The sequence below is a fragment of the Dietzia sp. PP-33 genome (assembly GCF_033790845.1).
Classification (GTDB): domain Bacteria; phylum Actinomycetota; class Actinomycetes; order Mycobacteriales; family Mycobacteriaceae; genus Dietzia.
On record NZ_JAMYEI010000008.1, the window covers coordinates 141,878 to 166,002 of the forward strand.

A 24,125-nucleotide genomic window follows, 5' to 3' on the forward strand; every position below is an offset into this window, starting at 1 on the left:
GGACCGGCCCCTTCCCACAGATGTGACGCCCCGCGGCGGGGAGTTCGGGGGGTAGGGTACGCCACGATCCCGGCCCCGTGGCCGGTCTTCCCCGGGCGCCCGCAGACGCCCTTCGACCAGGCCAGGAGGACGGGCGATGACGGCTTCTCCCGCCCTCCCCGGCCTCACGGTGGTACTCACGTCCTCCGTGGTGTTCGCGGTCCTCTGTCCTCCGGCCTGGCAACCATGGGTGCAGTTCGCCGTCGCCGCCCTGGTCGCCTGCGTGATCTCCGTCCGTCACCGGGGCCGTCCCCTTCTCACCCGCGCTCCGCGCCGGCGTCGGACGGCGGTCGATGTCGTAGACCTCGTCGCACCTGACCTCTCCCTCGTCGGATGCGTCGAGGGAGACCACGTGCTCACCACCGCGGTCGAGATCACCGCCGGCGCCCTCACCTACACCGACGTCGGCCGCGACGACCCGGCGGATTTCCACGGGACGCGTCTCCCCCTGGGTGTGGTGGCACGTCAACTCGACCAGGGTGGCGTGTTGCTCGAGGGGGTCGACGTGGTGGTGCACGGTCGACGGGCGACGTCGGGCCCCGACGGCGAGGTGTACGGCTCTCTGGTGGGCCCCCTCGCCCTGATCTCGCATCGACGTGTCCACCTGCTCCTCCGGTTCGACCTGGCGCAGCTCACCCGTACGCCGGGCGTGGGCTCCGACACCTCGTTCCAGCAGCTCGTAGCAGTGGCCACCGAACGACTCCGGCGCGCGTTGGTGCACCACGGCGTGCCGAGCCGGGTGCTCGACGCCACCGCTCTCGCGGCGCTCTACCTGGAAGCCGAAACCGAACCGCCGGACGGGGTGGGCCTGCTCGTCCGGCCGGTCTCGAACCCGCGTCAGGTCGTCGACGCGCTCACGGCTGTACGCGCCTCGACCGTGACCGAGGTGCTCCGCCTGCGGAGCGTCCGGGGACGCGGCGACGTGGTCGACATGGTCACCTCCATCGGACTGACCGGGACCACCGCCGAATCTCTCCACGCGTCCGCGGGGGCGTGCCACCCGCTCCCATCAGGTCGAGTCCTCCCGGTACCGGGCGAGGCATTGCCCGGTGCTCTCGCCGGTTCGCTGGTCAGGTGTCGAATCGAGAGACTGGACCTCCTCTCGCCGCCCGCCCACGGCGCCGGACAGATCCTCGGCGCGACCCGCACCGGCTGCGCCTCTGCCCTCCAACTCGCCGGGCCGCACCTGCGATCTGTGCTCCTGGCGGGACGGCCCCCGCTCTGCCGCCAGGTTGTCTTTCGGGCCGTCGCTGCCGGCTACCGGGTGGCCGTGGTGACCGATGTCCCGGTGAGATGGCGACCCCTGTTGGCTATCGCCGATGACTCGCGATACCGGATCGTGGCCCCCGGGGCCTCCGACGCCGGCGCCCCCGTGGACGCCGTGGTGTGGGACGTCGACGGCGCGCTCAGCGAGGGGCGGATCGATGCGTTCGCAGGCCCCGGCGGTCCCGACGTGCTCCCGCCGACCGTGATCCGAATCGAGACGGACTGGGAGGCGGGCGGTGCACACCGGACCGATGCTGCTGCTCGTCCCGACCTCATCCTGGACGGCCGGGTAGAGGGATGGCTCTCGGTCGAACCGCGGGATGGTGACGCTCATCGCGTGGCGGTCGTGGCCGGCCCGGGCGAGGAGAAGTATCTGGGAGCACCCCGCGGGGACGGGGCGGCTCAGCCGGCGTGACCGGCCGCGAACATCGCCGCCCTCGACGCCAGCACCCGTGAGGCCGCCGCCGCGACGGAGAGGCCATCCGGATCCCTGGGCTCGGCACCCGAGGCGTCCAGCAGTTCCAAATCATCGGCTCGTTCCAGGCCATCAACCCCGGAGAACTCCACGTGCGCGACCTCACACCCGCAGGTGCTGCACCTTCCGCCACCCCGGGTCGTCGGTGATCGTCAGGGTCACCTCGCCCTGCTCCCACCCGGAGGTGGCCACGCGCAATTGCTCGTGCGCGGGGGTCGTGGAGTCCACGTAGAAGTGCATGAGCCTGCGGCCGTTGCAGCTCTCCGCACCCACGCACTCGCCGTTGCCCTCCAGGCGGTCGACCAGGTGGTCCTCGAAGTCCCGCAGCCCGGGCAGGGAGCCGGGCCCGGGCAGGCCCCCGTCCTCGACATCCGTATAGGGGACCTCCACCGCCACGTGCCGGTCGAACTCCGGGGCCGAGAGCGCCACCAGGGGGATCCGGACCACGGCCACCATCGGGCCCCGGGGGGTGTCTCCGTGCAGGATCTGCCAGGCGGGCTCGCCCGTCTCGTCGGTGTTCTCCTGCTCGATCTCCCGGAGGATCCCGGGTAGTGCGGAGAGTAGGACGGCGTCGTCCCCCGGGGCGGTGGCGTTGGACCGGATCATCCCCACCCATGTCTCCACCGCGGCCTCACCGCACATGGCGTCGAGCAACAGGTAGGCGGCGATTCCGGCGTCGGCCCCGACGAGGCCCGCGAACCCCGGGTGGTGGACGGTGACGTCGGCCCGGGAGAGCCCGACGTCCACCACCACCTCCGCCTCGTCGAAGCCCAGGCGCCGGTCGCGAAAGTACATCGCGCACCCGGAGACCGGATCACGCAGGTCCGCGAACGACCAGGTGGAGTCGGCATCGGGTGCGATCGCGAGCCACCGGCGCGCGGCCCCCCGGAGCTCGGGGACCCCCGCCGCGGTGACGGTCAGTCGGTGCGCCCCACCGTCAGACGAGGGCACGAACTCCCACGACAGCCCGGGGTCGATGGCCTCGATCAGCGACGTGATCTCGGGGACCACGCGGCGGGCGTCACCGGACTCGAGAGCGGCGGTCGCACGTCGGCGACCGCCCTCCTCCCACCACCGCCAGAAGGTGGTGACGGCCCGGTCCGACCGCAGTCTGGCCGTCTCGATGCGGACACCGGAGAGGTCCAGGGATCTGGAGAGCTGCCGGGGTCGTGCCGCGCCGATCGCCATCTGTTCTCCCTTCGCCCGCCACGGTCCGTCTGCGTTGTCTGACTCCAGTATCCGGATAAGCCGCGTCCCGTGCCCGGAACCGCTCACCCCGACCGGGCCCCCGGACCGGTCCTGTCCCCCTGCAACGGGTGCGCGAGGGCCTGTGCACTGGAAGAGTCGGGGCATGTCCACGCCCCACGGATCCCCCGACGCCCCGACCGGCCCGCGCGTCCTCGTCATCGGCGCCACCGGGTACATCGGCTCCCGTCTCGTCCCACGACTGCTCGCCGACGGCGCCGACGTCTCGGTCCTTGCCCGCACTCCCGCACGACTCGACGACGTGCCGTGGCGGGACCGGGTCACCGTCCACGAGGGCGGCCTCGGGGACGAGGAGGCGATGCTCGACGCGCTCCGCGGCGCCGACGTGGCCTGCCACCTCGTCCACTCGATGGGCCACTCCGCCGACTTCGAGACGGAGGAACGCGAGACCACCGAGGCGTTCGTCCGCGCCGCCGAGACCGCCGGGGTCGGGCGGATCGTCCACCTGTCCGGGCTGCACCCCGAGGACGAGACCGACCTGTCCCCCCACCTGCGCTCACGCGTCGAGGTCGGACGCATCATGCTGTCCTCGTCGGTGCCCGCGCTGGTGATCCAGGCCGGGGTGGTGATCGGCTCCGGGTCCGCGTCGTTCGAGATGATCCGGCACCTGACCACCCGGCTCCCGGGGATGGTCACCCCGAAGTGGGTCAGCAACCGGATCCAGCCGATCGCGGTGCGCGACGCGGTCCACTACCTGGCCGCCGCCACCACGGTTCCGCTCGACGGTGACCTCGCGAACGGTCGCATCATCGACGTGGGCGCGCCGGATGTGCTGACCTACGGGCAGATGATGCAGATCTACGCTGAAGAGGCCGGGCTGCACCGCCGGCTCATGGTCCCGGTCCCCGTGCTCACGCCCAAGCTGTCCTCGCTGTGGATGGGACTGGTCACCCCGCTCGAACCCGCCCTGGCCCGGCCGCTGGTGGAATCGCTGCGCTGCGAGGCGATCGTCCTGAACGACGACGCCGACGAGGTGCTCGGCGCCCCGCCCGGCGGTCGCACGAGCTACCGGGAGGCCCTCCGCGAGGCCCTGCGCGTGCCGCACGGCCCCGCCCGCCCGGCGCTGTGGCCCGCCGCCGACCCGCTCGGTGACCCCGCCCGGCTCCTGCCCAGCGACGCCGACTGGGCCGGGGCCCGCCCGCCCGCCGTGTGGCACGCCCGCGCGAGGCGATGAACACGGTCACCGATGAACGCGGGCAGAATCGATCCCATGCCTGAGCCTGCGCCCGGCACTCTCCTCGGCCGATACCGGCACGCCTTCCGCACCGGCGAGATGGAGACCGCGCCGGTGCCCCCGTCGCGCCGCCGCCTCGTCGTCGTCGTCATCACCCTGGTCCTGGGGACGGCCGTCAGCGCCTGGGCGCTGCACATCCCCGCCGGCGACGCGATGTTCTATCCCGCCACTGCCTTGCTAGCGACGGTGTGGCTGGTGGGGGCGTTCGCCTCCGGCCCGATCCGGGTGGGGTGCGAGCCGTACCGTCCGGGCCGGCCGGTGGCGTCCTCGATCCTCGCCGCCTCAGCACTGGCCGTGGTGTTCTGCGTGGGTGCGGTCGTGGTGGCCCGGATCGAACCGCTCCGCGAGCCGGTGTCCGCCCTGCTCGCCCACGCCACGGTGGGCAACCTGGCGTTGGTGGCCCTGCTCACCGCCGTCAACGGCGCCGCCGAGGAGTGTTTCCACCGCGGCGCCGTGTACTCGGCCACCTCGCGCGTGCACCCGATCCTGGTGACCACCTCGATCTACGGCGTGGTCACCGCCGCCGCCGGCATCCCGTTGTTGGTGGTCGCGGCGGTCGTGCTCGGGCTGGTCACGGCGGTGCAGCGGCGGTGCACCGGCGGGGTGTTGGGACCGATCATCACCCACGTCGTGTGGTCGATGGTCATGCTGTTCGCGCTCTCACCGATCTTCGACGCCGCGAGCGGGTAGCCGCCTAACCCCCACAGCAGCCCGCCCCGGCGGCGCCCGCGCGCCCGGTCCCCGGACCGGGTCGCACCTCCCGCGTGGTGCGGTTCCGGGCCGCCAGGTCCGCCTCCGCCGGGTAGTCCACCCCGACCAGCGACAGTCCACACGCCGGCGCCACCGGGACGGCCGAGGACCGCTGCCTCTCGTGCAGCAACCCCGCGATCCACTCCTGGCCGCGACGCCCCTCCCCCACCGCCATCACCGCACCCACGAGGCTGCGCACCATGGACCAACAGAACGCGTCGGCGCTCACCGACGCCGTCCACACCTCTGACGCCCCGGGCGCGTCCGGCCCGCGCGGGTCCGGCTCGGCTCGCCACTCGAAGCGCTGGAGCTCACGGACCGTCGTGGCCCCCTCCCGGCGACGACAGAACGCCGCGAAATCCTGCAACCCCAGCAGTCGCGAGGAGGCCTCCCGCACGGCCTCGAGGTCGGCCCGTCGGGTCCACGCCGCGGTGTCGCGGGCGCGGGTCGGCTCGGGCCCCCACGGCGCGGTGGTGAGCCGGTACTCGTAGTGGCGGCGCAGGGCGGAGAAGCGGGCGTCGAACTCGGCGGGCACCCAACGGGCGTCCATCACCGCGACGTCGGCGGGCAACAGCCGGGCGAGCCTGCGCACCAGCGCCCCGGGACGCCCGTCGAGAGACCGCTGGTCCAGCCACGCCGGATCCACGTCCAGATGACACACCTGGGCCCGGGCATGGACGCCGGCGTCGGTGCGGCCCGCCACCGTCAGCGTGACGGGATGACGCAGGACCGTACCGAGCTGCTCCTCCAGGACGCCGCACACCGTCCGCAGTCCGGGCTGGCGGGCCCACCCGGAGAAGTCGGTGCCGTCGTAGGCAACGTCCAGACGAACGCGGCGGGTCGGCTCGTCGGCCGCGTGCTCCGACTGGGTGGTCATGACCGTCGACGCTAGCCCACCCGCCCCGGCCGTGGCAGGCTCGGGTCATGCCACGACCGACGAGCAGGGCCGGGCTCCTCGAGGCGGCCACCGGCGAGTACGAGCGACTGCACCTCGCCCTCGGCCGGTTCGAACCCGCCGTCCTGGCCGACATCGCCTGGGAGGCGGACATCGAGGACACCTCCCGGCACCCGCGCGACGTCCTCACCCACCTCCACGCCTGGCAGCTCCTGGCCCTGGGCTGGGTGGAGGCGGGCGAAGCGGGCGGCACGCCCCAGATCCCCGGCGAGGGTCGCACCTGGCGTGAGACCCCGGAGATCAACGCCGAGATCCGCGAGCGTTACCTCGATACTCCCTACGCCGACGCCATCGATCTCCTCGCGGGGAGCCACGCCCGGTGCCTCGCGGCGATCGAGGCGCACACGGACGACCAGCTCTTCACCCGCGGCCGCTACGCCTGGACCAAGAGCACCACCCTCGGCGCCTACCTCGTCTCGGCCACCTCGAGCCACTACGTGTGGGGGCAGAAGACCCTTCGACGGATCCAGCGCGCGCTCCCGCGGCCGTGAGCGTCCACCCCGATGCGCCGCGGTGGTCACGGGGAGGCCGACGGCACCCTGGCGGTCCCGGGGTGGCCGGGGCCCGGCTGATGCGCGTCGGAGCGGCGACGGCCAGGATGGGGTCATGAGCTCCCGCAGCCTCGCCGTCCTCGTCACCGCCGCGCTCGCACTGGGGGCGTGCACACCAGCCGACGACGACGAGGTCCCGCACGACGGTCCGGTCACCGCCACCACCGGAGCCGCACCCGACCGCACCTCCGACGCCGGCCCGGTCTACGCCCGGTACGTGGCCCTGGGTGACTCGTTCGCCGCCCTGGGACCCACCGCCGCGCCAACCAGCGGCCCCGCACGATGCATGAGGTCCACGCGCAACTACGCGTCACTGCTCGCCGAGCGGCCCGAGGTGGGCGAGCTCGTCGACGTCACGTGCGGAGGAGCCGAGACCCCTGACCTGACGGCTCCGCAGAACCCCGGGACGCCCGCCCAGTTCGACGCCCTGACCGGGGACACGGACCTGGTGACGCTCTCGATCGGCGGCAACGACATCGGGTTCGGGACGATGGTCGGGTGCATCGTGCAGACCCCGCGGGTGGAGATCGGAGCCCCGTGTCGGGACCAGCTCGAAATCGCGGTGACCGGGGAACTCGACGGCCTCGGGGAGCGACTGGACAGGGTCTACTCGGGGATCCGCGAGCGCTCCCCCGACGCGCGGATCGTGACCACCGCGTACCTGCCGCTGGTCCCGGACCACGGCACCTGTGAGTTCGTGTCCGGGATGAGCCCGGGCGATGTGACCTGGATACGACACGTCACCGAGCGGATCAACATGATCGTCGCGGACGCCGCGGAGCGCGCCGGCGCGGACGTGGTCATGCCCACCGATGCCGACGAGCGACACGCCTGCGCGCCGGCCACCCACCGCTACACCGACTTCACCGGTGCCCAGACGGGTTCGCACCCGATGCACCCCACCGCCGCCGGGCACCTGGCGATGGCCGAGGCCGTGGGTGCCGTGCTCTGAGGAGGGATGGCCCCGGGGAGGGCCGCCTCCGGCCGCGGCCCCGGACGACGAGAAGGGCCCCGCCCCCGCGTGATGCGGGGACGGGGCCCTTCTCTCCGGATCCGCGAGGGAACCGGCGCGTTCGCTCAGGCCTTGTCGGCGTCCGGGCTCTCCGCGTGGGTGGTGTCCTCGGACACCGACTCGGCGGTCTCCTCGGCGGTGTCCACCTCGGTGTCGTCGGCGGCGTCGACCTGATCGGCGATCGGGCTGTTGGCCTCGGCCTCGGCAGTCACGTCGTCAGTCGTCACCTCATCGGTGGTCGCGTCGTCCGTCGACTCCGAGGCCTTCTCGGCCGTCTTCCGGGAGGCGGCGGCGCGGGTGGCGCGTGAGGCCTCCGCGGACGCCAGCGGCTCGGTGACGAGCGCGATCATCGCCATGGGCGCGTTGTCGCCCTTGCGGTTCTCGAGCTTGACGATCCGGGTGTAGCCACCGTCGCGGTCGGCGACCCGGGGGCCGATCTCGGCGAACAGCTTGTGCAGCACGTCCTTGTTCCGGACGAGCTTGGCGGCCTCACGGCGATCGGCCAGCGTACCGCGGCGGGCCTTGGTGATGAGCTTCTCCGCGTACGGACGAAGCAGCTTCGCCTTGGTCTCCGTGGTGCGGATCGCATCATGCTCGAACAGCTGGGTGGCCAGGTTCGACAGGATGAGCCGCTGGTGGGCCGGGGATCCGCCGAGGCGGGCGCCCTTCTTGGGCTTGGGCATCAGATTCTCCTAGGAATGGTGTGCTGAGAGCTCGTCAGAGCTGCTCGGTCTCGGCGTAATCCTCGCCGCCCTCGTCGGTCCACGTGCCGGTCTCGGCGTCGTAGCCGGCGACCGAGGCGGGGTCGAATCCGGGGGGCGCATCCTTGAGCGACAGGCCGAGCTCCACGAGCTTGACCTTGACCTCGTCGATCGACTTCTGACCGAAGTTGCGGATGTCGAGCAGGTCCGACTCGCTACGCGCCACGAGCTCGCCCACGGTGTGGACGCCCTCACGCTTGAGGCAGTTGTAGGACCGGACGGACAGGTCGAGATCGTCGATCGGCATGCCGTAGGCGGCGATGTGATCGGCTTCGGCGGGGCTGGGCCCGATCTCGATGCCCTCGGCCTCGTCGTTGAGCTCCCGCGCCAGGCCGAAGAGCTCGACCAGCGTCTTACCCGCGGACGCCAGGGCGTCCCGGGCGGTCATCGAGTTCTTGGTCTCGACGTCCAGGACCAGGCGGTCGAAGTCCGTGCGCTGGTGCACACGGGTGGCCTCGACCTTGTAGGTCACCTTGAGGACGGGCGAATAGATCGAGTCGACCGGGATGCGGCCGATCTCGTGGCCCGCGTCCTTGTTGAGACCGGCGGGGACGTACCCGCGACCGCGCTCGACGACCAGCTCGATCTCCAGACGGCCCTTCTCGTTGAGAGTGGCGATGTGCAGGTCCGGGTTGTGCACCTCGACGCCGGACGGCGGGACGATGTCACCCGCGGTGACCGCGCCCGGACCCTGCTTCTTGAGGTACATGGTGACCGGCTCGTCCTCGACGGACGAGACGACCAGGCCCTTGAGGTTGAGGATGATGTCGGTGACATCCTCCTTGACGCCCGACACGGTGGTGAACTCGTGCAGGACACCCTCGATACGGATGCTGGTCACGGCCGCGCCCGGGATGGACGACAGCAGCGTGCGCCGCAGCGAGTTGCCGATGGTGTAGCCGAAACCGGGCTCGAGGGGCTCGAGCACGAACCGCGAGCGGTTCTCGGCGACGACCTCCTCGGTGAGGGTGGGCCGCTGGGAGATGAGCATGTGCTACCTCTTTCGATTCTCGACGTCCGCTATTTGACGTCGTAGTAACCCAGGCGTCGCCGGGGGGCCGCGATGAGCGGCCCGCCCGGCGACGAGGGGGGACGGATCACTTCGAGTAGAACTCGACGATCAGCTGTTCCTGCAGCGGCACATCGATCTGCGCACGCTCGGGGAGCTGGTGGACGAGGATGCGGAGCGTCGTGGGGACGACCTGCAACCACGCCGGAACGGGGCGCTCGCCCAGCATCTCGGTGGCGATCTCGTACCAGTCCATCTTGGTGGACTTGGGACGGACGTCGATGATGTCGTACTGCGACACCCGGTAGCTCGGGATGGTCACCTTCTGGTCGTTGACCCGGAAGTGGCCGTGGCTCACGAGCTGGCGTGCCTGACGACGCGTCTGCGCGAGACCCGCGCGGTACACGACGTTGTCCAGACGCGACTCCAGGATCTGGAGCAGGTTCTCGCCGGTCTTACCCGCACGCCGGTGGGCGTCCTGGTAGTAGCGACGGAACTGCTTCTCCATCACGCCGTAGGTGAAGCGGGCCTTCTGCTTCTCCTGCAGCTGAGTGCGGTACTCGGACTCCTTGATCCGCGCGCGGCCGTGATGACCGGGCGGGAAGGGCCGACGCTCGAATGCGGTGTCTCCACCCACGAGGTCCACGCCAAGACGGCGTGACTTGCGGGTGACGGGGCCGGTGTAACGTGCCATGGTTCTCTACGTTCCTTCCGGCTCAGACTCGACGCCGCTTGGGCGGACGGCAGCCGTTATGGGGCTGGGGGGTGACATCGGAGATCGTGCCCACCTCGAGGCCGGCGGCCTGGAGCGAGCGGATCGCCGTCTCGCGACCCGAACCCGGGCCCTTGACGAACACGTCGACCTTCTTGACACCGTGCTCCTGCGCCTTGCGGGCCGCGTTCTCGGCGGCGAGCTGGGCGGCGAAGGGCGTCGACTTACGCGAACCCTTGAAGCCGACGTGGCCGGAGGACGCCCATGCGAGGACGCCACCGGACGGGTCGGTGATCGAGACGATGGTGTTGTTGAACGTGCTCTTGATGTGGGCGTGGCCCAGCGGGATGTTCTTCTTTTCCTTGCGACGGCCCGTCTTCTTGGGGCCCGCAGCGCGTGACTTGGGGGGCATTACTTCTTCTTTCCGGCGACGGTCTTCTTCGGGCCCTTACGGGAGCGGGCGTTGGTCTTGGTGCGCTGTCCGCGGACGGGGAGACCCCGGCGGTGGCGCATGCCCTGGTAGCTGCCGATCTCGATCTTCCGGCGGATATCGCCCTGGACCTCGCGGCGGAGGTCGCCCTCCACCTTGTAGTTCCCTTCGATGTCGTCACGAAGGACGGTCAGCTGCTCGTCGGTCAGATCCTTGGTGCGCAGATCCGGGCTGATGCCCGTTCGCTCGAGGATGTCGACGGCCCGTGTACGACCGATGCCGAAAATGTAGGTGAGCGCGATCTCCATACGCTTGTCGCGTGGGAGATCGACGCCGGCAAGACGTGCCATGTGGCGTTTCTCTTTCGTCATGCGGTAGGTCTGCTCCCCGACCGTCCCCGATCCGGTTGGTCATCTCGCGATGAGCAGCCGTATGGGGCCCTGGCCTCCGCGTCCAGGGGTGTGGAACCCGCCTCACCTGACTACGGAAAGGCGGCTGGTACGGGGAGTTGTGCGCTTTACTTGTACCGGTAGACGATCCGACCACGGGTGAGGTCGTAGGGCGAGAGCTCCACGACCACGCGGTCCTCGGGCAGGATGCGGATGTAGTGCTGCCGCATCTTCCCGCTGATATGGGCGAGGACCTTGTGTCCGTTCTCGAGCTCAACGCGGAACATTGCGTTCGGCAACGGCTCGACAACGCGGCCCTCGACCTCGATGGCTCCGTCTTTCTTTGCCATGCTTGTTACGGTCCTCCACGTTTCCCCGGGTGACATCTACCGGATTCTGGTGCACTGGTGGGCACACCGACGTATAAGCCTACGTCAGTGGTCGTTCGAGTGCCAATCGGCGCTCGCCCGGTGGCTCACCCGTAGCAGGCCCGGCCCGCCGGTACGCCGTCGAAGCGCTGCTGCAACCAGTTCATCGCCGCCGGCAACTTCTCCACCGCCCCGAGGAGGTGCTCCGGGGCCATCCCCGGTTCCCACGTCAACCTGGTCCCCTCCCGGCAGTACCGCATGGCGGTGTCCTCCGCATCCCAGAACGGGACCAGCGGGTCCGTCCCGGAGTGCCACATGAAGACCGGCACCCGGGGGACGTCCGGTGACAGCCGCACGCTGTTCTCCGCGAACGCGCGCATGAGTCCCTCCTCCGCCATGAGGTCTCCCCCCTGCAGGACCAGTGGTACGGACCGGAAGGCGCCGAAGGTCAGCAGGCTCGCCGTGCACCGCCCCTTCATCTGGTCGAACAGCGCCCAGCCCTCGGGGGTGAGACTCTCCTCCAGCCGGACGTCCTCCGGATACTCCCGAGCCATACCGACCGCCGCGGCGAAGGCCAGCCCGAAGGCGGGGTGCGGCCCGTTCCCGATCATGCGCGCCATCGTGGTCATGTCCGTCGGGATACCACCCTGCGCGACCCCCACGAGGTCGACGTCCGGGGCGTAGTCGTCGTGCATGAGGGAGACCCAGGCGCTGGCGATACCGCCGCCCGAGTAACCGAGGGCACCGAACCGGCTGTGTCGCGAATCAAACCGGGGATCGTCGCGCACCGCCCGCATGCCGTCGAGGACGATGCGTCCGGACAGCTTCCCGCCGGGGTAGGCGACCTTGGGGCCGAGGTGATCGGGGATGATCACCGTCCACCCCTGGTCCAGGCGGACACGCAGGAACGCCATCGCGTTGTCCTGCACGGTCTCCAGGGTCGGGTTGACCAGGGTCTCCGTGGGAGCGCACCGCTGGCCGAGCGCGTTGAGGTAGTGCTGGTAGCTCAGGACCGGTCCGTTCGGGCGGGCTCCCGGCGGCCGGACCACGGTCGCGGTGGCCAGGATCGGCCGGTCACGGGTGTCGGTCGAGCGGTAGGCGATCTCGGTGACCTGATAGCCCTGGAACGCGGGCATCGTGACCACCCGGGAATTGATCACCTGTCCGAGCTCCGCCCCGGCGAGCACCTCCGGGTCGGCGTGGTAGAACGGCGCCGGCTGCGGGTCCTCCATGAGGGACCCCTGCCCGCCTTCCATGAGCGACTGCGCGGCCACCGACGGGGTCGGCCCCGCCATCTGGGCGAGGATCACGACGAGCGCCAGGAACGCCGCCAGCGCGCCGCGCCCCGGGGTGGTGACGGGACGACGCGCGTGGGGGTGAGCGAACATGCTCTGACCTTTCAGGCCGGTGGTCAACAGTGGGAACACCCTAACCTGGCCGTCCGAGCATCTGGTGTACGTGGCCCCGGGCCGCGGTCAGTTCGTCGGTCTGGGCGTGAGCACGCGGGGACCATCAGGGGTGACGGCCACGGTGTGCTCCCAGTGTGACGACGGCGAGCCGTCCACCGTGACGACCGTCCAGTCATCCGTCAGCGTCCGGGTGTCTGTCTCCCCGCCCAGGACGAGCATCGGTTCCACCGCGAGGACGGACCCCTCCTGGAGTCGCGGCCCCTTTCCCGGCTTGCCCTCGTTGGCGAGGAACGGCCACTCGTGCATCTCGCGCCCGATCCCGTGACCGCCGAACCCGTCGACGATCCCCAGGGTGACCCCGTGGCGCCGCTCGGCGCGGCGGGTGGCGGTCTCCAGCGCGTGCGAGACGTCCGTGAGCCGATTTCCCGGCACCATGGCGAGGATGCCCTCCTCGAGGACCTCACGCGTCGCCTCGTTGAGCAGTACGACATCGGGTGCCAGGTCCCCCACGCCGAATGTCCAGGCGGAGTCGCCGTGCCAGCCGTCCAACACCGCGCCGCAGTCCACGGACAACAGGTCGCCCTCGCGCAGGACGGTGTCCGACCCGGGGATCCCGTGGACCACGACCTCGTTGACGGAGGTACAGACGGAACCCGGGAAACCCTCGTACCCCTTGAACGACGGGATCGCCCCAGCGTCACGGATGAGCTGGTCGACCAGCGCGTCGAGATCCGCCGTGCTCGCGCCCGGAACGGCCGCCTCCCGCGCCGCGACGAGTGCCCGGCCGACGATTCGGCCGGCCGCCTCCATCGCGTCCAGCTCGCCCGGGGTGCGGGCGGTGACGACACTCGTGCGCGAGCGACCGAACACGCGGGTCAGCTGTCCAGCGCGGAGAGCGCGCGGGCGTTGATCTCGTCGATCTCGCCGACCGCGTCAACGGTCGTGACCGCGGCGCCGTAGTACTCGAGCAGCGGAGCCGTCTCGGAGTGGTACACCGCCATGCGGTTACGGATCACGTCTTCCGTGTCGTCCTCGCGGCCGCGCGCCAGCATGCGCTGGACCACGGTGTCCTCGTCCACCCTGAACTCGATCACGGCGTCGAGGGACTGACCCGCGTCCGCGAGCATGCGGGTGAGGGCATCGGCCTGTTCGACACTGCGGGGATAGCCGTCGAGGAGGAAACCCTCCGTGGCGTCGGGCTCGCCGATGCGGGCCTCCACCATCCGGTTGGTCACATCGGCGGGAACGAGGTTCCCGGCGTCGATGTAGGACTTCGCCTCCTTGCCGAGGTCCGTGCCCTGGGAGATGTTGGCCCGGAAGAGGTCGCCGGTGGAGATGTGCGGGACGCCGAGCTTCTCCGACAGCAGAGCGGCCTGGGTTCCCTTGCCGGCGCCGGGGGGGCCGAGGAGGACGAGACGCATGGTGAGGACCAGCCTTTCTTGCGGTGTGAGTTACTCGGGGACGCGGGCGCCTACTTGAGGAAGCCCTCGTAGTTGCGCTGCATCAGCTGCGCCTCGATCTGCTTCACGGTGTCGAGACCAACCGACACCATGATGAGCACGGCGGTACCGCCGAACGGCATGTTCTGCATGTCTCCACCCCCGCTGCCCATGTCGAGGAAGACGTTCGGCAGCACCGCGATGAGCCCGAGGTACAGGGAACCGAACAGCAGGATCCGGTTGAGCACGTAACCGAGGTACTCCGCCGTCGGCCTGCCCGGGCGGATGCCCGGGATGAAGCCGCCGTACTTCTTCATGTTCTCGGCCTGCTCCATCGGATCGAACTGGATGGCCACGTAGAAGTACGCGAAGAAGATGATCAGCGCGAAGTACAGCAGGATGTATCCCCAGCTCGAGGGGTTCTGCAGGTACTGCATGATGTACCGCTGCCAGAATCCGTCAGCGGCGGGGTCCGGGCCCTGGATCAGCTGGGTGATCAGGATCGGGACGTACATGAGCGAGGACGCGAAGATCACGGGGATCACGCCCGCCTGGTTGACCTTCAGCGGGAGGTAGGTGGAGGTGCCGCCGTACTGGCGACGACCCACCATGCGCTTGGCGTACTGGACGGGGATCCGGCGCTGGCCCTGCTCGACGAACACGACCGCGACCACGATCAGGACGACCGCGAACATGACCGCGACGAACTTCAGCGTGGACGAGTTCTGGTAGATGTTGATGCCCTCGGCCGGGATCCGCGAGGCGATGCCGGCGAAGATGAGGAGCGACATGCCGTTGCCGACCCCGCGGTCGGTGATCAGCTCACCGAACCACATGACGAGGGCGGCGCCGGCGGTCATCACGATGACGATGGTGGCCAGGGTGAGGATGTCGTCGTCCATGAGGACGGATTCCCCGTTGCCGAGCAGCTGTCCACGGTCGGCCAGGGCCACGATGCCCGCGGACTGCAGGACGGCCAGGGCGATGGTCAGATAGCGCGTGTACTGCGTCATCTTGGCCTGGCCGGACTGTCCCTCCTTCTTGAGCTGCTCGAAGTAGGGGATCACCACGGTCAGCAACTGCACGATGATGCTCGCGGTGATGTACGGCATGATGCCGATCGCGAACACGGACAACTGCAGGAGCGCGCCACCCGAGAACAGGTTGACCAGGGAGTACAACTGCGCGTTGTCTCCGGTCATCGCCGTGTCGAGCAGACCCCGGAGTTTGGGGTAGTCGACACCGGGCGACGGGATCTGCGCGCCGATGCGGTAGAGGATGATGATCCCGAGGGTGAAGAAGATCTTCTTCCTCAGGTCCCGGTCCTTGATCGCGGACGCGAGTGCGGAGAGCACATGTCCTCCTGGTCATGGACGGCCCGTAGCCGCCGCCGTCGTCGAATGCAGATGCGTCGGCAGGGTCGGACCGACGGCAGTCGAGCCGGACCCCGAACGCACAACAGGAAAAACTCTATCAAGATGAGCGCAGGGGCCGGATCCGAGACTCTCGGACCCGACCCCTGCACCCGTCATCCGACCCCTGGCGGGGCCGGCCGGGGACTCAGGCCCCGGCCTCCGACACGCTGCCGCCGGCGGCCTCGATCTTGGCTCTCGCCGAGGCGGACACCTTGTCGACGGCCACGGTCACGGCCACGGAGATGTCTCCGTCGCCCAGGACCTTGACCGGCTGGTTCTTGCGGACCGCTCCCGCGGTGACGAGCTCGGTCTTGCCGACCTGCCCGCCATTGGGGAACAACCGCTCGATGTCGGACACGTTGACGACCTGAAAGACGACCTTGTTGCGGTTCTTGAAGCCCTTCAGCTTCGGGAGCCGCATGTGGATCGGCATCTGGCCGCCCTCGAACGCCGCGGGGACGTTCTTGCGGGCCTTGGTGCCCTTGGTACCGCGACCGGCGGTCTTGCCCCTCTTACCGCCCTCACCGCGACCCACGCGGGTCTTGTCGGTGTGGGCGCCGGGTGCCGGGCGCAGGTGGTGCAACTTGATGGTCATGGCGTCACTTCCGTCTCTTCAACCACGACGAGGTGGTTCACGACGTTGATGAGACCCCGGTTCTGCGCGTTGTCCTCACGGACGACCGTCTTCCGGATGCCCTTGAGTCCCAACGTACGCAGGGAGTCCTTCTGGTTCTGCTTGGTCCCGACGGTGCCCCGGACCTGGGTGATCTTGAGATTAGCCATGATCTAGGCCCCCTGTCCGGCGCGTGCACGCAGCATGCCCGCGGGCGCGACGTCCTCGATGGGCAGGCCGCGGCGGGCCGCGACCTCCTCGGGACGGTGCAGACCCTTGAGAGCGGTCACGGTGGCGTGGACGACGTTGATGGCGTTGTCGGACCCCAGCGACTTGCACAGGATGTCGTGGACGCCCGCGCACTCGAGGACCGCGCGAGCGGCGCCGCCGGCGATCACACCGGTACCCGGCGAGGCCGGACGGAGCATGACGACGCCGGCCGCGGCCTCACCCTGGATCGGGTGCGGGATGGTGGAGCCGATGAGCGGGACGCGGAAGAAGTTCTTCCGTGCCTCCTCCGATCCCTTCTGGATCGCCGCCGGCACCTCCTTGGCCTTGCCGTAGCCGACGCCGACCATGCCGTTGCCGTCACCCAGGATCACGAGGGCGGTGAAGCTGAAGCGCCGACCACCCTTGACGACCTTGGAGACACGGTTGATGGTGACGACGCGCTCGATGAACTGCGACTTCTCGTCGTCGCGGCCACCGCGGCGATCGTTTCCGCCACGGCCACGACCGCCGCCGGCGCCGCCACTGCGGCCGCCCTGGGCGTTGTCGTTGGTGGTGGTGGTCTTGTTGTCCGCGGCGGGTCCGTTGCTTCCGCCGTCACGACGCTGACGTCCCGGCATCAGACGGTCCTTCCGTTAGCGGTCAGTGCAATGTTGTTGGTCATCAGAACTCCAGCCCACCCTCGCGGGCGGCGTCGGCGAGGGACGCGATCCGGCCGTGGTACTTGTTGCCACCACGATCGAACACGACGGCCTCGATGCCGGCGGCCTTGGCGCGCTCGGCCAGGAGCTGGCCGACCTTCGCACTCAGGGCCTTCTTGTCGCCCTCGGAAGCGCGCAGATCGGCCTCGATCGTCGACGCGGCGACCAGCGTGCGGCCGGCCGAGTCGTCGATGATCTGGGCGTGGATGTGGCGCGAGGACCGGTTGACGACCAACCGCGGCCGCTCGGGGGTGCCGGCGACCTTCTTGCGGAGGCGGTAGTGGCGCCGGGCGCGACCGACACGACGTGCTGTCGAGACGTCGGTACCCAGCGGGGAACGCTTCTTTGTGCTGCTCATGGTCACTTACCCGTCTTTCCGACCTTGCGACGGACCTGCTCGCCCTCGTAACGGATGCCCTTACCCTTGTACGGGTCGTGCTTCCGCAGCCGCTTGATGTTGGCGGCGATCTGGCCCACCTGCTGCTTGTCGATCCCGGAGATCGAGAACTTCGTGGCGGTCTCGACGGCGAACGTGATGCCGTCGGGTGCCGCGATCGGCACCGGGTGCGAGTAACCCAGGGCGAACTCGAGGTCCGTGCCCTTGGCCACGACGCGGTAACCCACGCCGAAGATCTCCATCTTCTGCACGTAACCCTCGGTGACGCCCACGACCATGTTGTTGACCAGGGAGCGGGAGAGTCCGTGCAGGGACCGGTTGTCGCGGTGGTCGTCGGGACGGTTCACCGTGATGGTGCCCTCCTCGACCGACACCGTGATCGGTGCGGGGATGTCCTGGGTGAGCTCACCCTTGGGACCCTTGACGGTGACGGTCTGGCCGTCGACGTTGATGTCGACACCGGACGGGACGTTGATCGGAGCCTTGCCGATACGTGACATTTCTCGCCCCCTTACCAGACGTAGGCGAGGACTTCCCCGCCCACCTTCTTGTTGTTCGCCTGACGGTCCGTGAGCAGACCCTGGGAGGTCGAGATGATCGCGACACCCAGTCCGCCGAGGACCTTGGGCAGGCCGGTGGACTTGGCGTACACGCGCAGACCCGGCTTCGAGACGCGCTTGATGCCCTGGAGACTGCGCTGGCGCGACGGGCCGTACTTGAGGTCGATGGTGAGCGTCTTGCCCACCTCGGCGTCGGAGACGGCGTAATCGTTGATGTAACCCTCTTGCTTGAGGATCGCCGCGATGTTGCCCTTGAGCTTGGAATGCGGCATGGAGACGGTGTCGTGGAACGCCGAGTTGGCGTTACGCACACGGGTCAGCATGTCCGCGATGGGATCGGTCATCGACATGGATAAACCATGTTCCTTTCTCGCAACGGTTCCCATGCAACACGGTCCCGGGCGGCCTGTGGGCCACCCGCGTCCGTCGTGGGCCTATCGCGAAGAGTTCGAATGTTCATTTGTGTGGGGCCCGGCATCGGTGACGATGCCGGGGTACCCGCCGCGCGTGGCGCTCTTCTCACCACCTGCGACCCGACGGCTGGGCCGTCTGCCCGTCGCCGGGGACCCGCGTGTGCGGGGCCCCGACGAGGACGGCCGGTCCGGCCCTGACGCGAGGTCAGTCCTCCTTGAAGGGGAAGCCGAGGTGCTTGAGCAGCGCTCGACCCTCTTCATTGTTGGTCGCAGTCGTGACGACCGTGATGTCCATACCCCGGGGACGGTCGACCTTGTCGACGTCGATCTCGTAGAACATGGTCTGCTCGTTGAGCCCGAAGGTGTAGTTGCCGTGCCCGTCGAACTGCTTGCCCGACAGACCACGGAAGTCGCGGATACGCGGGAGGGCGACCGTCGTCAGGCGGTCCAGGAACTCCCACATGCGGTCGCCACGCAGCGTCACACGCGCACCGATGGGCATACCCTCGCGGAGCTTGAACTGCGCGATGGACTTGCGGGCCCGGCGAACCTGCGGCTTCTGGCCGGTGATCAGCGTGAGGTCGTTGAGGGCGCCGTTGATCAGCTTGGCGTCACGGGCGGCGTCGCCGACACCCATGTTGACGACGACCTTGACGACGCCGGGGATCTGCATGACGTTCGCGTACTCGAACGTCTCGTTCAGTGCCGGTCGGATCTCGGATCCGTACCGAGCCTTGAGCCGCGGCGTGTAACCGGTGGGGAGAGCGGTTTCAGTCATGGTCACAGGTCCTTCCCGGTCTTGCGCGAGACACGGACGCGCTTACCGTTCTCGTCGGTGCGGATTCCGACGCGCGTCGGAGCGCCGTCGGCGTCCACGACCATCACGTTGGACACGTGGATCGGGGCCTCCTGGGTGACGATGCCACCGGAGGAGGCGCCGCGCTCGGCAGCCGAGTTGGCGGTGTGCTTCTTGATGCGGTTGACGCCCTCGACGAGGACCTTGGACCGCTCGGGGAAGGACTGGATGACCTTGCCCTTGGCGCCCTTGTCCTTACCGGAGATGACGAGGACGGTGTCGCCCTTGTGAACCTTCATGTCAGAGCACCTCCGGAGCCAGCGAGACGATACGCATGAACTTCTTGTCACGCAGTTCGCGACCGACGGGCCCGAAGATGCGGGTGCCACGCGGGTCGTTGTCGTTCTTGATGATGACGGCGGCGTTCTCGTCGAACTTGATGTACGAGCCGTCCGGGCGGCGGCGCTCCTTGGCGGTGCGCACGATGACGGCCTTGATGACCTCACCCTTTTTCACGTTGCCACCGGGGATGGCGTCCTTGACGGTGGCGACGATGATGTCGCCCACGCCTGCATAGCGACGCTTGGACCCACCGAGAACGCGGATGCAGAGAATCTCCTTGGCACCCGTGTTGTCGGCGATCTTGAGTCGCGACTCCTGCTGGATCATTGTTCTCCTGACCAGGTTTGTTCAGATGTGTGCCGGATTCCGACCCGACACACGCGGCCACGTCACCCGGCGCCGGTCTTGCGACTCGAACATCACGGGCAACTGTTCCAGTGTAGGGCTCCCGGTCTCCCAGCCCCAAATCAGCGTCAGCGACCGGCGGAACCGGCCGACCCGCCGGAGCCGGTCGAACCCGCCGAGCCGGTCGAGCCGAGGGAACCGGCCGAACCGAGGGACCCGGGCGCGTCGACGGAACGTCCGTCCGGTCCCCCGGCGATCGTGCGCGCGTTCGGGGTCGCCGCTGCGAGACCGGACAGGACGTGATCCATGCCCGGCAGCATCTGGGTGATGAACACGGGCCAGTTGTGGATGCCGGTCGGGAGGTAGTTCATCCGCAGGTCGACCTCCGGGATCGCGCCGAGCGCCGATTCGAGTTGCCGCGTGCTCTCGTACGACCCCTTCTCGAGGACGTGCCCGTCGATGAGGACCATCTCGTTGCTGCCGAAGTGACCGAGCTCGGCGGAACCGACCCGGCCCGTGGCCGCACTCAGGTACACGGTCTTGCCTCTCAGTCCGGACGGGTCGGCCACGGTGTCGTGCTCCCGCCACTGGAGAGAACCCCGGGGGCCCCACATGTTGGTCACGTCACCGTTCCGGGCGGCGACGGTCAACCGCGCGTACTGGTACCCGAGTTCGTCGGTGGTGGAATAGGCTCCGCTGACGCCGGCCACCGCGTCGAACATGTTCGGATTCGCGTTGGTCAGGTGCACGGCCGCGGACGCGCCCATCGACACACCCATCACCCCCCAGCTCCCGTTGTGGGCCAGCGGATCGACAGTCCCTGGTCGGCCCTTCGCCAGCAGGAGCGGGAGTTCGTCGACGAGGAAGGTCTCCCACTTGTTGGGCCCCAGGACAGGGTCGTCCGTCTGCCAGTCGGACCACATCGAGGCCGGGGCACCCGTCGGCGCGATCACGTTGACCTCACGCTCGCGCAGCGCGGGGTCACCCCAGCCCATCCCCGTGCTCCATCCCGAGGGGGACTCGCTGCCCACCCCGTCGAGGAAGTACACGTTCGGGGCGTCCACCCCTGCCGGCGCCCGGTACACCTCCACCCGGACCGTCCGCTGCATCGAGGCGGAGGTCACCGTCCACACCTCGGCACGTCGGTCCTGCGGGTTCAGTGAACCCGGGAACAACGGCGCGACCTCCCGGACGGTGGTCTCGGTGATGGATCCGTCTCGCGTGGCGACGGGCCCCGCGGGGGACTGGGAGCTTCCCGGCCGGGGGAAGTCACCGGAGCCCGCGGCGGCGACGGAGCCGAGTACGGACGTCAGCGGTATGGGCGCACCCAACTGGGTGAGCGCGGCCACACTGAGCGAGGGGACCCCGAAGAGGCTGCCGGGGGCGACGCTCGGCGTGAGGGAGGCCGGGTCCAGGCTCTGTGCGCCGGCCGTGGTCCCACCGGCACCGACCAGCAAGGTCACAGCCACCGCCGTGCCTGCCCGGAGAGTGGTCCGGATTCGCCGCCGCCCCTCTCCCCCATCTCGGTCGAAGTCCGGCAATACCGTCATAGGGTGATCCTGTCCTCGTGCGCGACGCGGTCCACGGAACTCCCCGGGCCGCGGGGTGGTCACCGGCTCGACAGCCGATGACACAATACAGAGATGTCGTATCAGGCACCGGTGTTCGTTACAGGTGCCGACGCCGAAGGCCCGGCCCCGAGAAGTCGGGGCCGGGCCTTCGGACGATTCGGAGCGGGATCTTACTTGGCGCGCTCCAGCACCTCTACGAGGCGGTACCGCTTGGTGGCGGACAGCGGGCGGGTCTCCATGATCCGCACGCGGTCGCCGACACCGGCGGTGTTGGACTCGTCATGAGCCTTCACGCGGTCGCTACGACGCATGATCTTGCCGTAGAGCGGGTGCTTCACACGGTCCTCGAGTTCGACGACGATGGTCTTCTCCATCTTGTCGGACACGACGTACCCGATCCGCACCTTGCGGCTGTTGCGCTCGGTGTTCTCGCTGGCCTCAGTCACGGCTGCTTCCTTGTCACTCACTTGGCATCACCCGGCGCCGCCGACAGCCCGAGCTCGCGCTCACGGATGACGGTGTAGATACGTGCGATGTCGTGACGGACGACCCGCAGGCGACGGTTGTTGGTCAGCTGACCGGTGGCCATCTGGAAGCGCAGGTTGAACAGCTCTTCCTTGGCCTCACGCAGACGCGCGGTCAGCGCGTCGGCGTCGAGTTCGCGCAACTCGGGGGCGGTGGTTCCACTAGCCATCAGAACTGCTCCTCCCGGGTCACGATACGAGTCTTGCACGGGAGCTTGTGCTGCGCGCGACGAAGTGCCTCGCGTGCGGTCTCCTCATTGGGGTACGACATCTCGAAGAGGATGCGACCCGGCTTGACGTTGGCGACCCACCACTCGACGGAACCCTTACCGGAGCCCATGCGGACCTCGGCGGGCTTCTTGGTCAGCGGGCGATCGGGGTAGATGTTGATCCACACCTTGCCACCACGCTTGATGTGACGGTTGATCGCGATACGTGCGGACTCGATCTGACGGTTCGTCACGTACGCCGGCTCGAGAGCCTGGATGCCGTACTCGCCGAACGTCACCTTGGTGCCGCCCTTGGCCCCGCCACTACGGCCGGGGTGGTGCTGCTTGCGGTGCTTGACGCGCTTGGGGATAAGCACTGTCACGCCTCCCTGGTCTGATTCTGCGGAGCCTGAGCGGGCGCCTCGGCAGCCGGGCCGGAACCGGCGCGGCCGGTCTCGGTGCTGGTGGCCGTGGTGCCCTGGGCGCCGGAGCGACGCGGACGGCCGGCGCCGCGCTCGCGACGAGGCCCTCGGTCTGCGCCACCGCGGTTGCTGGCTTGGGCGAACTGGTCCGACTCGCGACGACCGCCGACGACGTCACCCTTGTAGATCCACACCTTGACGCCGATCCGACCGAAGGTCGTCTTGGCCTCGTAGGTACCGTAGTCGATCTCGGCACGCAGGGTGTGGAGCGGGACGCGGCCCTCGTGGTAGCGCTCCGAACGCGACATCTCGGCACCGCCGAGACGACCCGAACAGACCACCTTGATGCCCTTGACCTGCGGCTGGCGCATGGCGGATTGGATGCCCTTACGCATCGCGCGACGGAACGCCACGCGATTGGACAGCTGCTCCGCGATGCCCTGCGCCACGAGCTGGGCGTCGGCCTCGGTGTTCTTGATCTCGAGGATGTTGAGGTGGACCTGCTTGGCGGTGAGCTTCTCGAGCTCCCCACGGAGGCGGTCGGCCTCGGCCCCGCGACGACCGATCACGATGCCCGGGCGGGCGGTGTGGATGTCGACGTTGACGCGGTCACGCGTCCGGGAGATGTCCACACCCGAGATGCCGGCCCGCTCCATGCCCTTGGACAGGAGCTGGCGGATCTTGATGTCCTCGGCGACGTAGTCCGCGTACTGCTTGTCGGCGTACCACTTGGACGTCCAGTCCGAGGTGATGCCGAGACGGAAGCCGTGCGGATGGATCTTCTGTCCCATTTAGCGGGCACCTCCCTGGTTACGACGGCCCCGGCCGGTCGAACCGGCCTTCTCGGGCACGCTGGTCACCTCGACGGTGATGTGGCTCGTGCGCTTGCGTACGCGGAACGCACGACCCTGTGCTCGCGGGCGGAACCGCTTCAGGGTCGGTCCCTCGTCCGCGAAAGCGGCCGACACGACCAGGGTCCGCGGATCCAGGTCGAGGTTGTTCTCGGCGTTCGCCATCGCGGACGCGAGGACCTTGCCGACCGGCTCACTGGCGGCCTGCGGCGCGAAGCGCAGGATGTCCAGTGCGTCGGCGGCGTCCTTGCCGCGGATCAGGTCGATCACACGACGCGCCTTCATGGGCGTGACGCGGACGAACTTGGCGGTGGCCCGGGCGGTGAGCGTCTGCTCGTCCTGCGCCGAACCTTCGGCGATCTTTCTGGTATCAGTGCTCATCGACGCTTACTCTTCCGATCGTCCTTGATGTGCCCCTTGAACGTGCGCGTCGGCGCGAACTCGCCGAGCTTGTGACCCACCATGGAGTCGGACACGAATACGGGCACGTGCTTACGGCCATCATGGACGGCGAACGTGTGGCCGATGAAATCTGGCAGGATCGTCGAGCGACGCGACCAGGTCTTGATGACCTGATGAGTGCCCTTGTCGTTCTGCACGTCCACCTTCGCGAGGAGGTGTTCGTCGACGAACGGACCCTTCTTGAGACTACGAGGCATCCTAGTTTCCCTCC

The 24,125-nt window shown here is 68.9% G+C and carries 34 protein-coding genes; 5 read left to right on the forward strand and 29 right to left on the reverse strand.

All coding sequences use genetic code 11. The features are described from left to right. Window positions 1–136 precede the first annotated feature (136 nt). Complete coding sequence (locus tag NJE57_RS14525; protein WP_319029232.1) at window positions 137–1,720, forward strand: type VII secretion protein EccE; 1,584 nt, start codon at window positions 137–139, stop codon at window positions 1,718–1,720. Here NJE57_RS14525 and NJE57_RS14530 read toward each other — a convergent pair. Then, window positions 1,708–1,872 carry a hypothetical protein gene (locus NJE57_RS14530; RefSeq protein WP_319029233.1) on the reverse strand — a complete coding sequence of 55 codons (165 nt, stop codon included), beginning with the start codon at window positions 1,870–1,872 and terminating at the stop codon, window positions 1,708–1,710. The two genes, NJE57_RS14525 and NJE57_RS14530, sit on opposite strands and share 13 nt — an antisense overlap. Window positions 1,873–1,882: 10 nt before the next feature. Next, window positions 1,883–2,968, reverse strand: coding sequence for a DUF695 domain-containing protein (locus NJE57_RS14535; RefSeq protein WP_319029234.1), 1,086 nt, complete (start codon window positions 2,966–2,968; stop codon window positions 1,883–1,885). Window positions 2,969–3,131: 163 nt separating this feature from the next. Between NJE57_RS14535 and NJE57_RS14540 the strand changes: the two genes are divergently transcribed. Together NJE57_RS14540 and NJE57_RS14545 are read left to right on the forward strand one after the other, a co-directional pair. Next, entirely contained in the window at window positions 3,132–4,220 is a 1,089-nt protein-coding gene (locus NJE57_RS14540; RefSeq protein ID WP_319029235.1) for an NAD(P)H-binding protein, read from the forward strand. A 36-nt stretch (window positions 4,221–4,256) separates the two neighbouring features. After that, window positions 4,257–4,970: a type II CAAX prenyl endopeptidase Rce1 family protein gene (locus tag NJE57_RS14545; protein WP_319029236.1), complete on the forward strand. Its 714-nt coding sequence runs from the start codon at window positions 4,257–4,259 to the stop codon at window positions 4,968–4,970. Between the two features lie 4 nt (window positions 4,971–4,974). On the opposite strand, the gene truA is transcribed toward NJE57_RS14545, so the two are convergent. Next, window positions 4,975–5,907, reverse strand: coding sequence for a tRNA pseudouridine(38-40) synthase TruA (gene truA, locus NJE57_RS14550; RefSeq protein WP_319029237.1), 933 nt, complete (start codon window positions 5,905–5,907; stop codon window positions 4,975–4,977). Between the two features lie 47 nt (window positions 5,908–5,954). Here truA and NJE57_RS14555 point away from each other — a divergent pair, with 47 nt between their 5' ends. Further along, window positions 5,955–6,476: a ClbS/DfsB family four-helix bundle protein gene (locus tag NJE57_RS14555; RefSeq protein WP_319029238.1), complete on the forward strand. Its 522-nt coding sequence runs from the start codon at window positions 5,955–5,957 to the stop codon at window positions 6,474–6,476. Window positions 6,477–6,591: 115 nt separating this feature from the next. Next, the gene (locus tag NJE57_RS14560) at window positions 6,592–7,488 is read left to right on the forward strand and encodes an SGNH/GDSL hydrolase family protein (protein ID WP_319029239.1); all 897 of its coding nucleotides are present in this window, start codon (window positions 6,592–6,594) and stop codon (window positions 7,486–7,488) included. Between the two features lie 125 nt (window positions 7,489–7,613). Here NJE57_RS14560 and rplQ read toward each other — a convergent pair whose 3' ends face one another. The 26 genes from rplQ to rpsS form a co-directional block, all read right to left on the reverse strand. Beyond that, window positions 7,614–8,231, reverse strand: coding sequence for a 50S ribosomal protein L17 (gene rplQ / locus NJE57_RS14565; RefSeq protein ID WP_319029240.1), 618 nt, complete (start codon window positions 8,229–8,231; stop codon window positions 7,614–7,616). Window positions 8,232–8,265: 34 nt separating this feature from the next. After that, complete coding sequence (locus NJE57_RS14570; RefSeq protein WP_319029241.1) at window positions 8,266–9,300, reverse strand: DNA-directed RNA polymerase subunit alpha; 1,035 nt, start codon at window positions 9,298–9,300, stop codon at window positions 8,266–8,268. A 106-nt stretch (window positions 9,301–9,406) separates the two neighbouring features. Continuing rightward, window positions 9,407–10,012 carry a 30S ribosomal protein S4 gene (gene rpsD, locus NJE57_RS14575; RefSeq protein ID WP_319029242.1) on the reverse strand — a complete coding sequence of 202 codons (606 nt, stop codon included), beginning with the start codon at window positions 10,010–10,012 and terminating at the stop codon, window positions 9,407–9,409. 22 nt (window positions 10,013–10,034) lie between these two features. Next, window positions 10,035–10,442, reverse strand: a complete 408-nt coding sequence (gene rpsK, locus NJE57_RS14580; protein ID WP_319029243.1) for a 30S ribosomal protein S11 — start codon at window positions 10,440–10,442, stop codon at window positions 10,035–10,037. After that, entirely contained in the window at window positions 10,442–10,810 is a 369-nt protein-coding gene (rpsM, locus tag NJE57_RS14585) for a 30S ribosomal protein S13 (protein ID WP_319029244.1), read from the reverse strand. The genes rpsK and rpsM overlap by 1 nt, the downstream gene beginning before the upstream one ends. Window positions 10,811–10,977: 167 nt before the next feature. Then, window positions 10,978–11,199 carry a translation initiation factor IF-1 gene (infA, locus tag NJE57_RS14590; protein ID WP_010541191.1) on the reverse strand — a complete coding sequence of 74 codons (222 nt, stop codon included), beginning with the start codon at window positions 11,197–11,199 and terminating at the stop codon, window positions 10,978–10,980. 125 nt (window positions 11,200–11,324) lie between these two features. Next, window positions 11,325–12,605: a lipase family protein gene (locus NJE57_RS14595; RefSeq protein WP_319029245.1), complete on the reverse strand. Its 1,281-nt coding sequence runs from the start codon at window positions 12,603–12,605 to the stop codon at window positions 11,325–11,327. Between the two features lie 87 nt (window positions 12,606–12,692). Then, the gene (map, locus tag NJE57_RS14600; RefSeq protein WP_319029246.1) at window positions 12,693–13,496 is read right to left on the reverse strand and encodes a type I methionyl aminopeptidase; all 804 of its coding nucleotides are present in this window, start codon (window positions 13,494–13,496) and stop codon (window positions 12,693–12,695) included. Between the two features lie 5 nt (window positions 13,497–13,501). Beyond that, window positions 13,502–14,047: an adenylate kinase gene (locus NJE57_RS14605; protein ID WP_319029247.1), complete on the reverse strand. Its 546-nt coding sequence runs from the start codon at window positions 14,045–14,047 to the stop codon at window positions 13,502–13,504. Between the two features lie 50 nt (window positions 14,048–14,097). Beyond that, complete coding sequence (secY, locus tag NJE57_RS14610) at window positions 14,098–15,420, reverse strand: preprotein translocase subunit SecY (protein ID WP_319029248.1); 1,323 nt, start codon at window positions 15,418–15,420, stop codon at window positions 14,098–14,100. 205 nt (window positions 15,421–15,625) lie between these two features. Then, a complete protein-coding gene (gene rplO, locus NJE57_RS14615; RefSeq protein WP_319029249.1) occupies window positions 15,626–16,075 on the reverse strand; it encodes a 50S ribosomal protein L15 in 450 nt (149 codons plus the stop codon). After that, window positions 16,072–16,263 (reverse strand): 50S ribosomal protein L30, encoded by a 192-nt coding sequence (gene rpmD, locus NJE57_RS14620; protein ID WP_319029250.1) that lies wholly within the window; start codon window positions 16,261–16,263, stop codon window positions 16,072–16,074. Before rpmD ends, rplO begins: the two co-directional genes overlap by 4 nt. Window positions 16,264–16,266: 3 nt before the next feature. Next, complete coding sequence (gene rpsE / locus NJE57_RS14625) at window positions 16,267–16,941, reverse strand: 30S ribosomal protein S5 (RefSeq protein ID WP_319029251.1); 675 nt, start codon at window positions 16,939–16,941, stop codon at window positions 16,267–16,269. Between the two features lie 43 nt (window positions 16,942–16,984). Beyond that, complete coding sequence (gene rplR, locus NJE57_RS14630; protein ID WP_319029252.1) at window positions 16,985–17,380, reverse strand: 50S ribosomal protein L18; 396 nt, start codon at window positions 17,378–17,380, stop codon at window positions 16,985–16,987. Between the two features lie 2 nt (window positions 17,381–17,382). Then, window positions 17,383–17,919: a 50S ribosomal protein L6 gene (gene rplF / locus NJE57_RS14635; RefSeq protein ID WP_319029253.1), complete on the reverse strand. Its 537-nt coding sequence runs from the start codon at window positions 17,917–17,919 to the stop codon at window positions 17,383–17,385. Between the two features lie 11 nt (window positions 17,920–17,930). Then, window positions 17,931–18,329 carry a 30S ribosomal protein S8 gene (gene rpsH, locus NJE57_RS14640; protein WP_319029254.1) on the reverse strand — a complete coding sequence of 133 codons (399 nt, stop codon included), beginning with the start codon at window positions 18,327–18,329 and terminating at the stop codon, window positions 17,931–17,933. 268 nt (window positions 18,330–18,597) lie between these two features. After that, window positions 18,598–19,170 (reverse strand): 50S ribosomal protein L5, encoded by a 573-nt coding sequence (gene rplE, locus NJE57_RS14645; RefSeq protein WP_319029255.1) that lies wholly within the window; start codon window positions 19,168–19,170, stop codon window positions 18,598–18,600. 2 nt (window positions 19,171–19,172) lie between these two features. Continuing rightward, window positions 19,173–19,487, reverse strand: coding sequence for a 50S ribosomal protein L24 (gene rplX, locus NJE57_RS14650; RefSeq protein ID WP_319029256.1), 315 nt, complete (start codon window positions 19,485–19,487; stop codon window positions 19,173–19,175). A gap of 1 nt (window position 19,488) precedes the next feature. After that, a complete protein-coding gene (rplN, locus tag NJE57_RS14655; protein WP_319029257.1) occupies window positions 19,489–19,857 on the reverse strand; it encodes a 50S ribosomal protein L14 in 369 nt (122 codons plus the stop codon). Window positions 19,858–20,003: 146 nt separating this feature from the next. Next, a complete protein-coding gene (locus NJE57_RS14660) occupies window positions 20,004–21,344 on the reverse strand; it encodes an alpha/beta hydrolase family protein (protein ID WP_319029258.1) in 1,341 nt (446 codons plus the stop codon). Between the two features lie 272 nt (window positions 21,345–21,616). Further along, window positions 21,617–21,892, reverse strand: coding sequence for a 30S ribosomal protein S17 (rpsQ, locus tag NJE57_RS14665; RefSeq protein ID WP_413464418.1), 276 nt, complete (start codon window positions 21,890–21,892; stop codon window positions 21,617–21,619). 17 nt (window positions 21,893–21,909) lie between these two features. Further along, window positions 21,910–22,140 carry a 50S ribosomal protein L29 gene (gene rpmC / locus NJE57_RS14670; RefSeq protein WP_017838199.1) on the reverse strand — a complete coding sequence of 77 codons (231 nt, stop codon included), beginning with the start codon at window positions 22,138–22,140 and terminating at the stop codon, window positions 21,910–21,912. Then, window positions 22,140–22,556, reverse strand: a complete 417-nt coding sequence (rplP, locus tag NJE57_RS14675) for a 50S ribosomal protein L16 (protein WP_017838198.1) — start codon at window positions 22,554–22,556, stop codon at window positions 22,140–22,142. Before rplP ends, rpmC begins: the two co-directional genes overlap by 1 nt. 2 nt (window positions 22,557–22,558) lie before the next feature. Continuing rightward, on the reverse strand, window positions 22,559–23,392 hold the full coding sequence (gene rpsC / locus NJE57_RS14680; protein ID WP_319029260.1) for a 30S ribosomal protein S3: 834 nt from the start codon (window positions 23,390–23,392) through the stop codon (window positions 22,559–22,561). Further along, window positions 23,393–23,833: a 50S ribosomal protein L22 gene (gene rplV / locus NJE57_RS14685; RefSeq protein WP_319029261.1), complete on the reverse strand. Its 441-nt coding sequence runs from the start codon at window positions 23,831–23,833 to the stop codon at window positions 23,393–23,395. After that, window positions 23,830–24,111: a 30S ribosomal protein S19 gene (gene rpsS, locus NJE57_RS14690; protein ID WP_007628126.1), complete on the reverse strand. Its 282-nt coding sequence runs from the start codon at window positions 24,109–24,111 to the stop codon at window positions 23,830–23,832. The genes rplV and rpsS overlap by 4 nt, the downstream gene beginning before the upstream one ends. Window positions 24,112–24,125 lie beyond the last annotated feature (14 nt).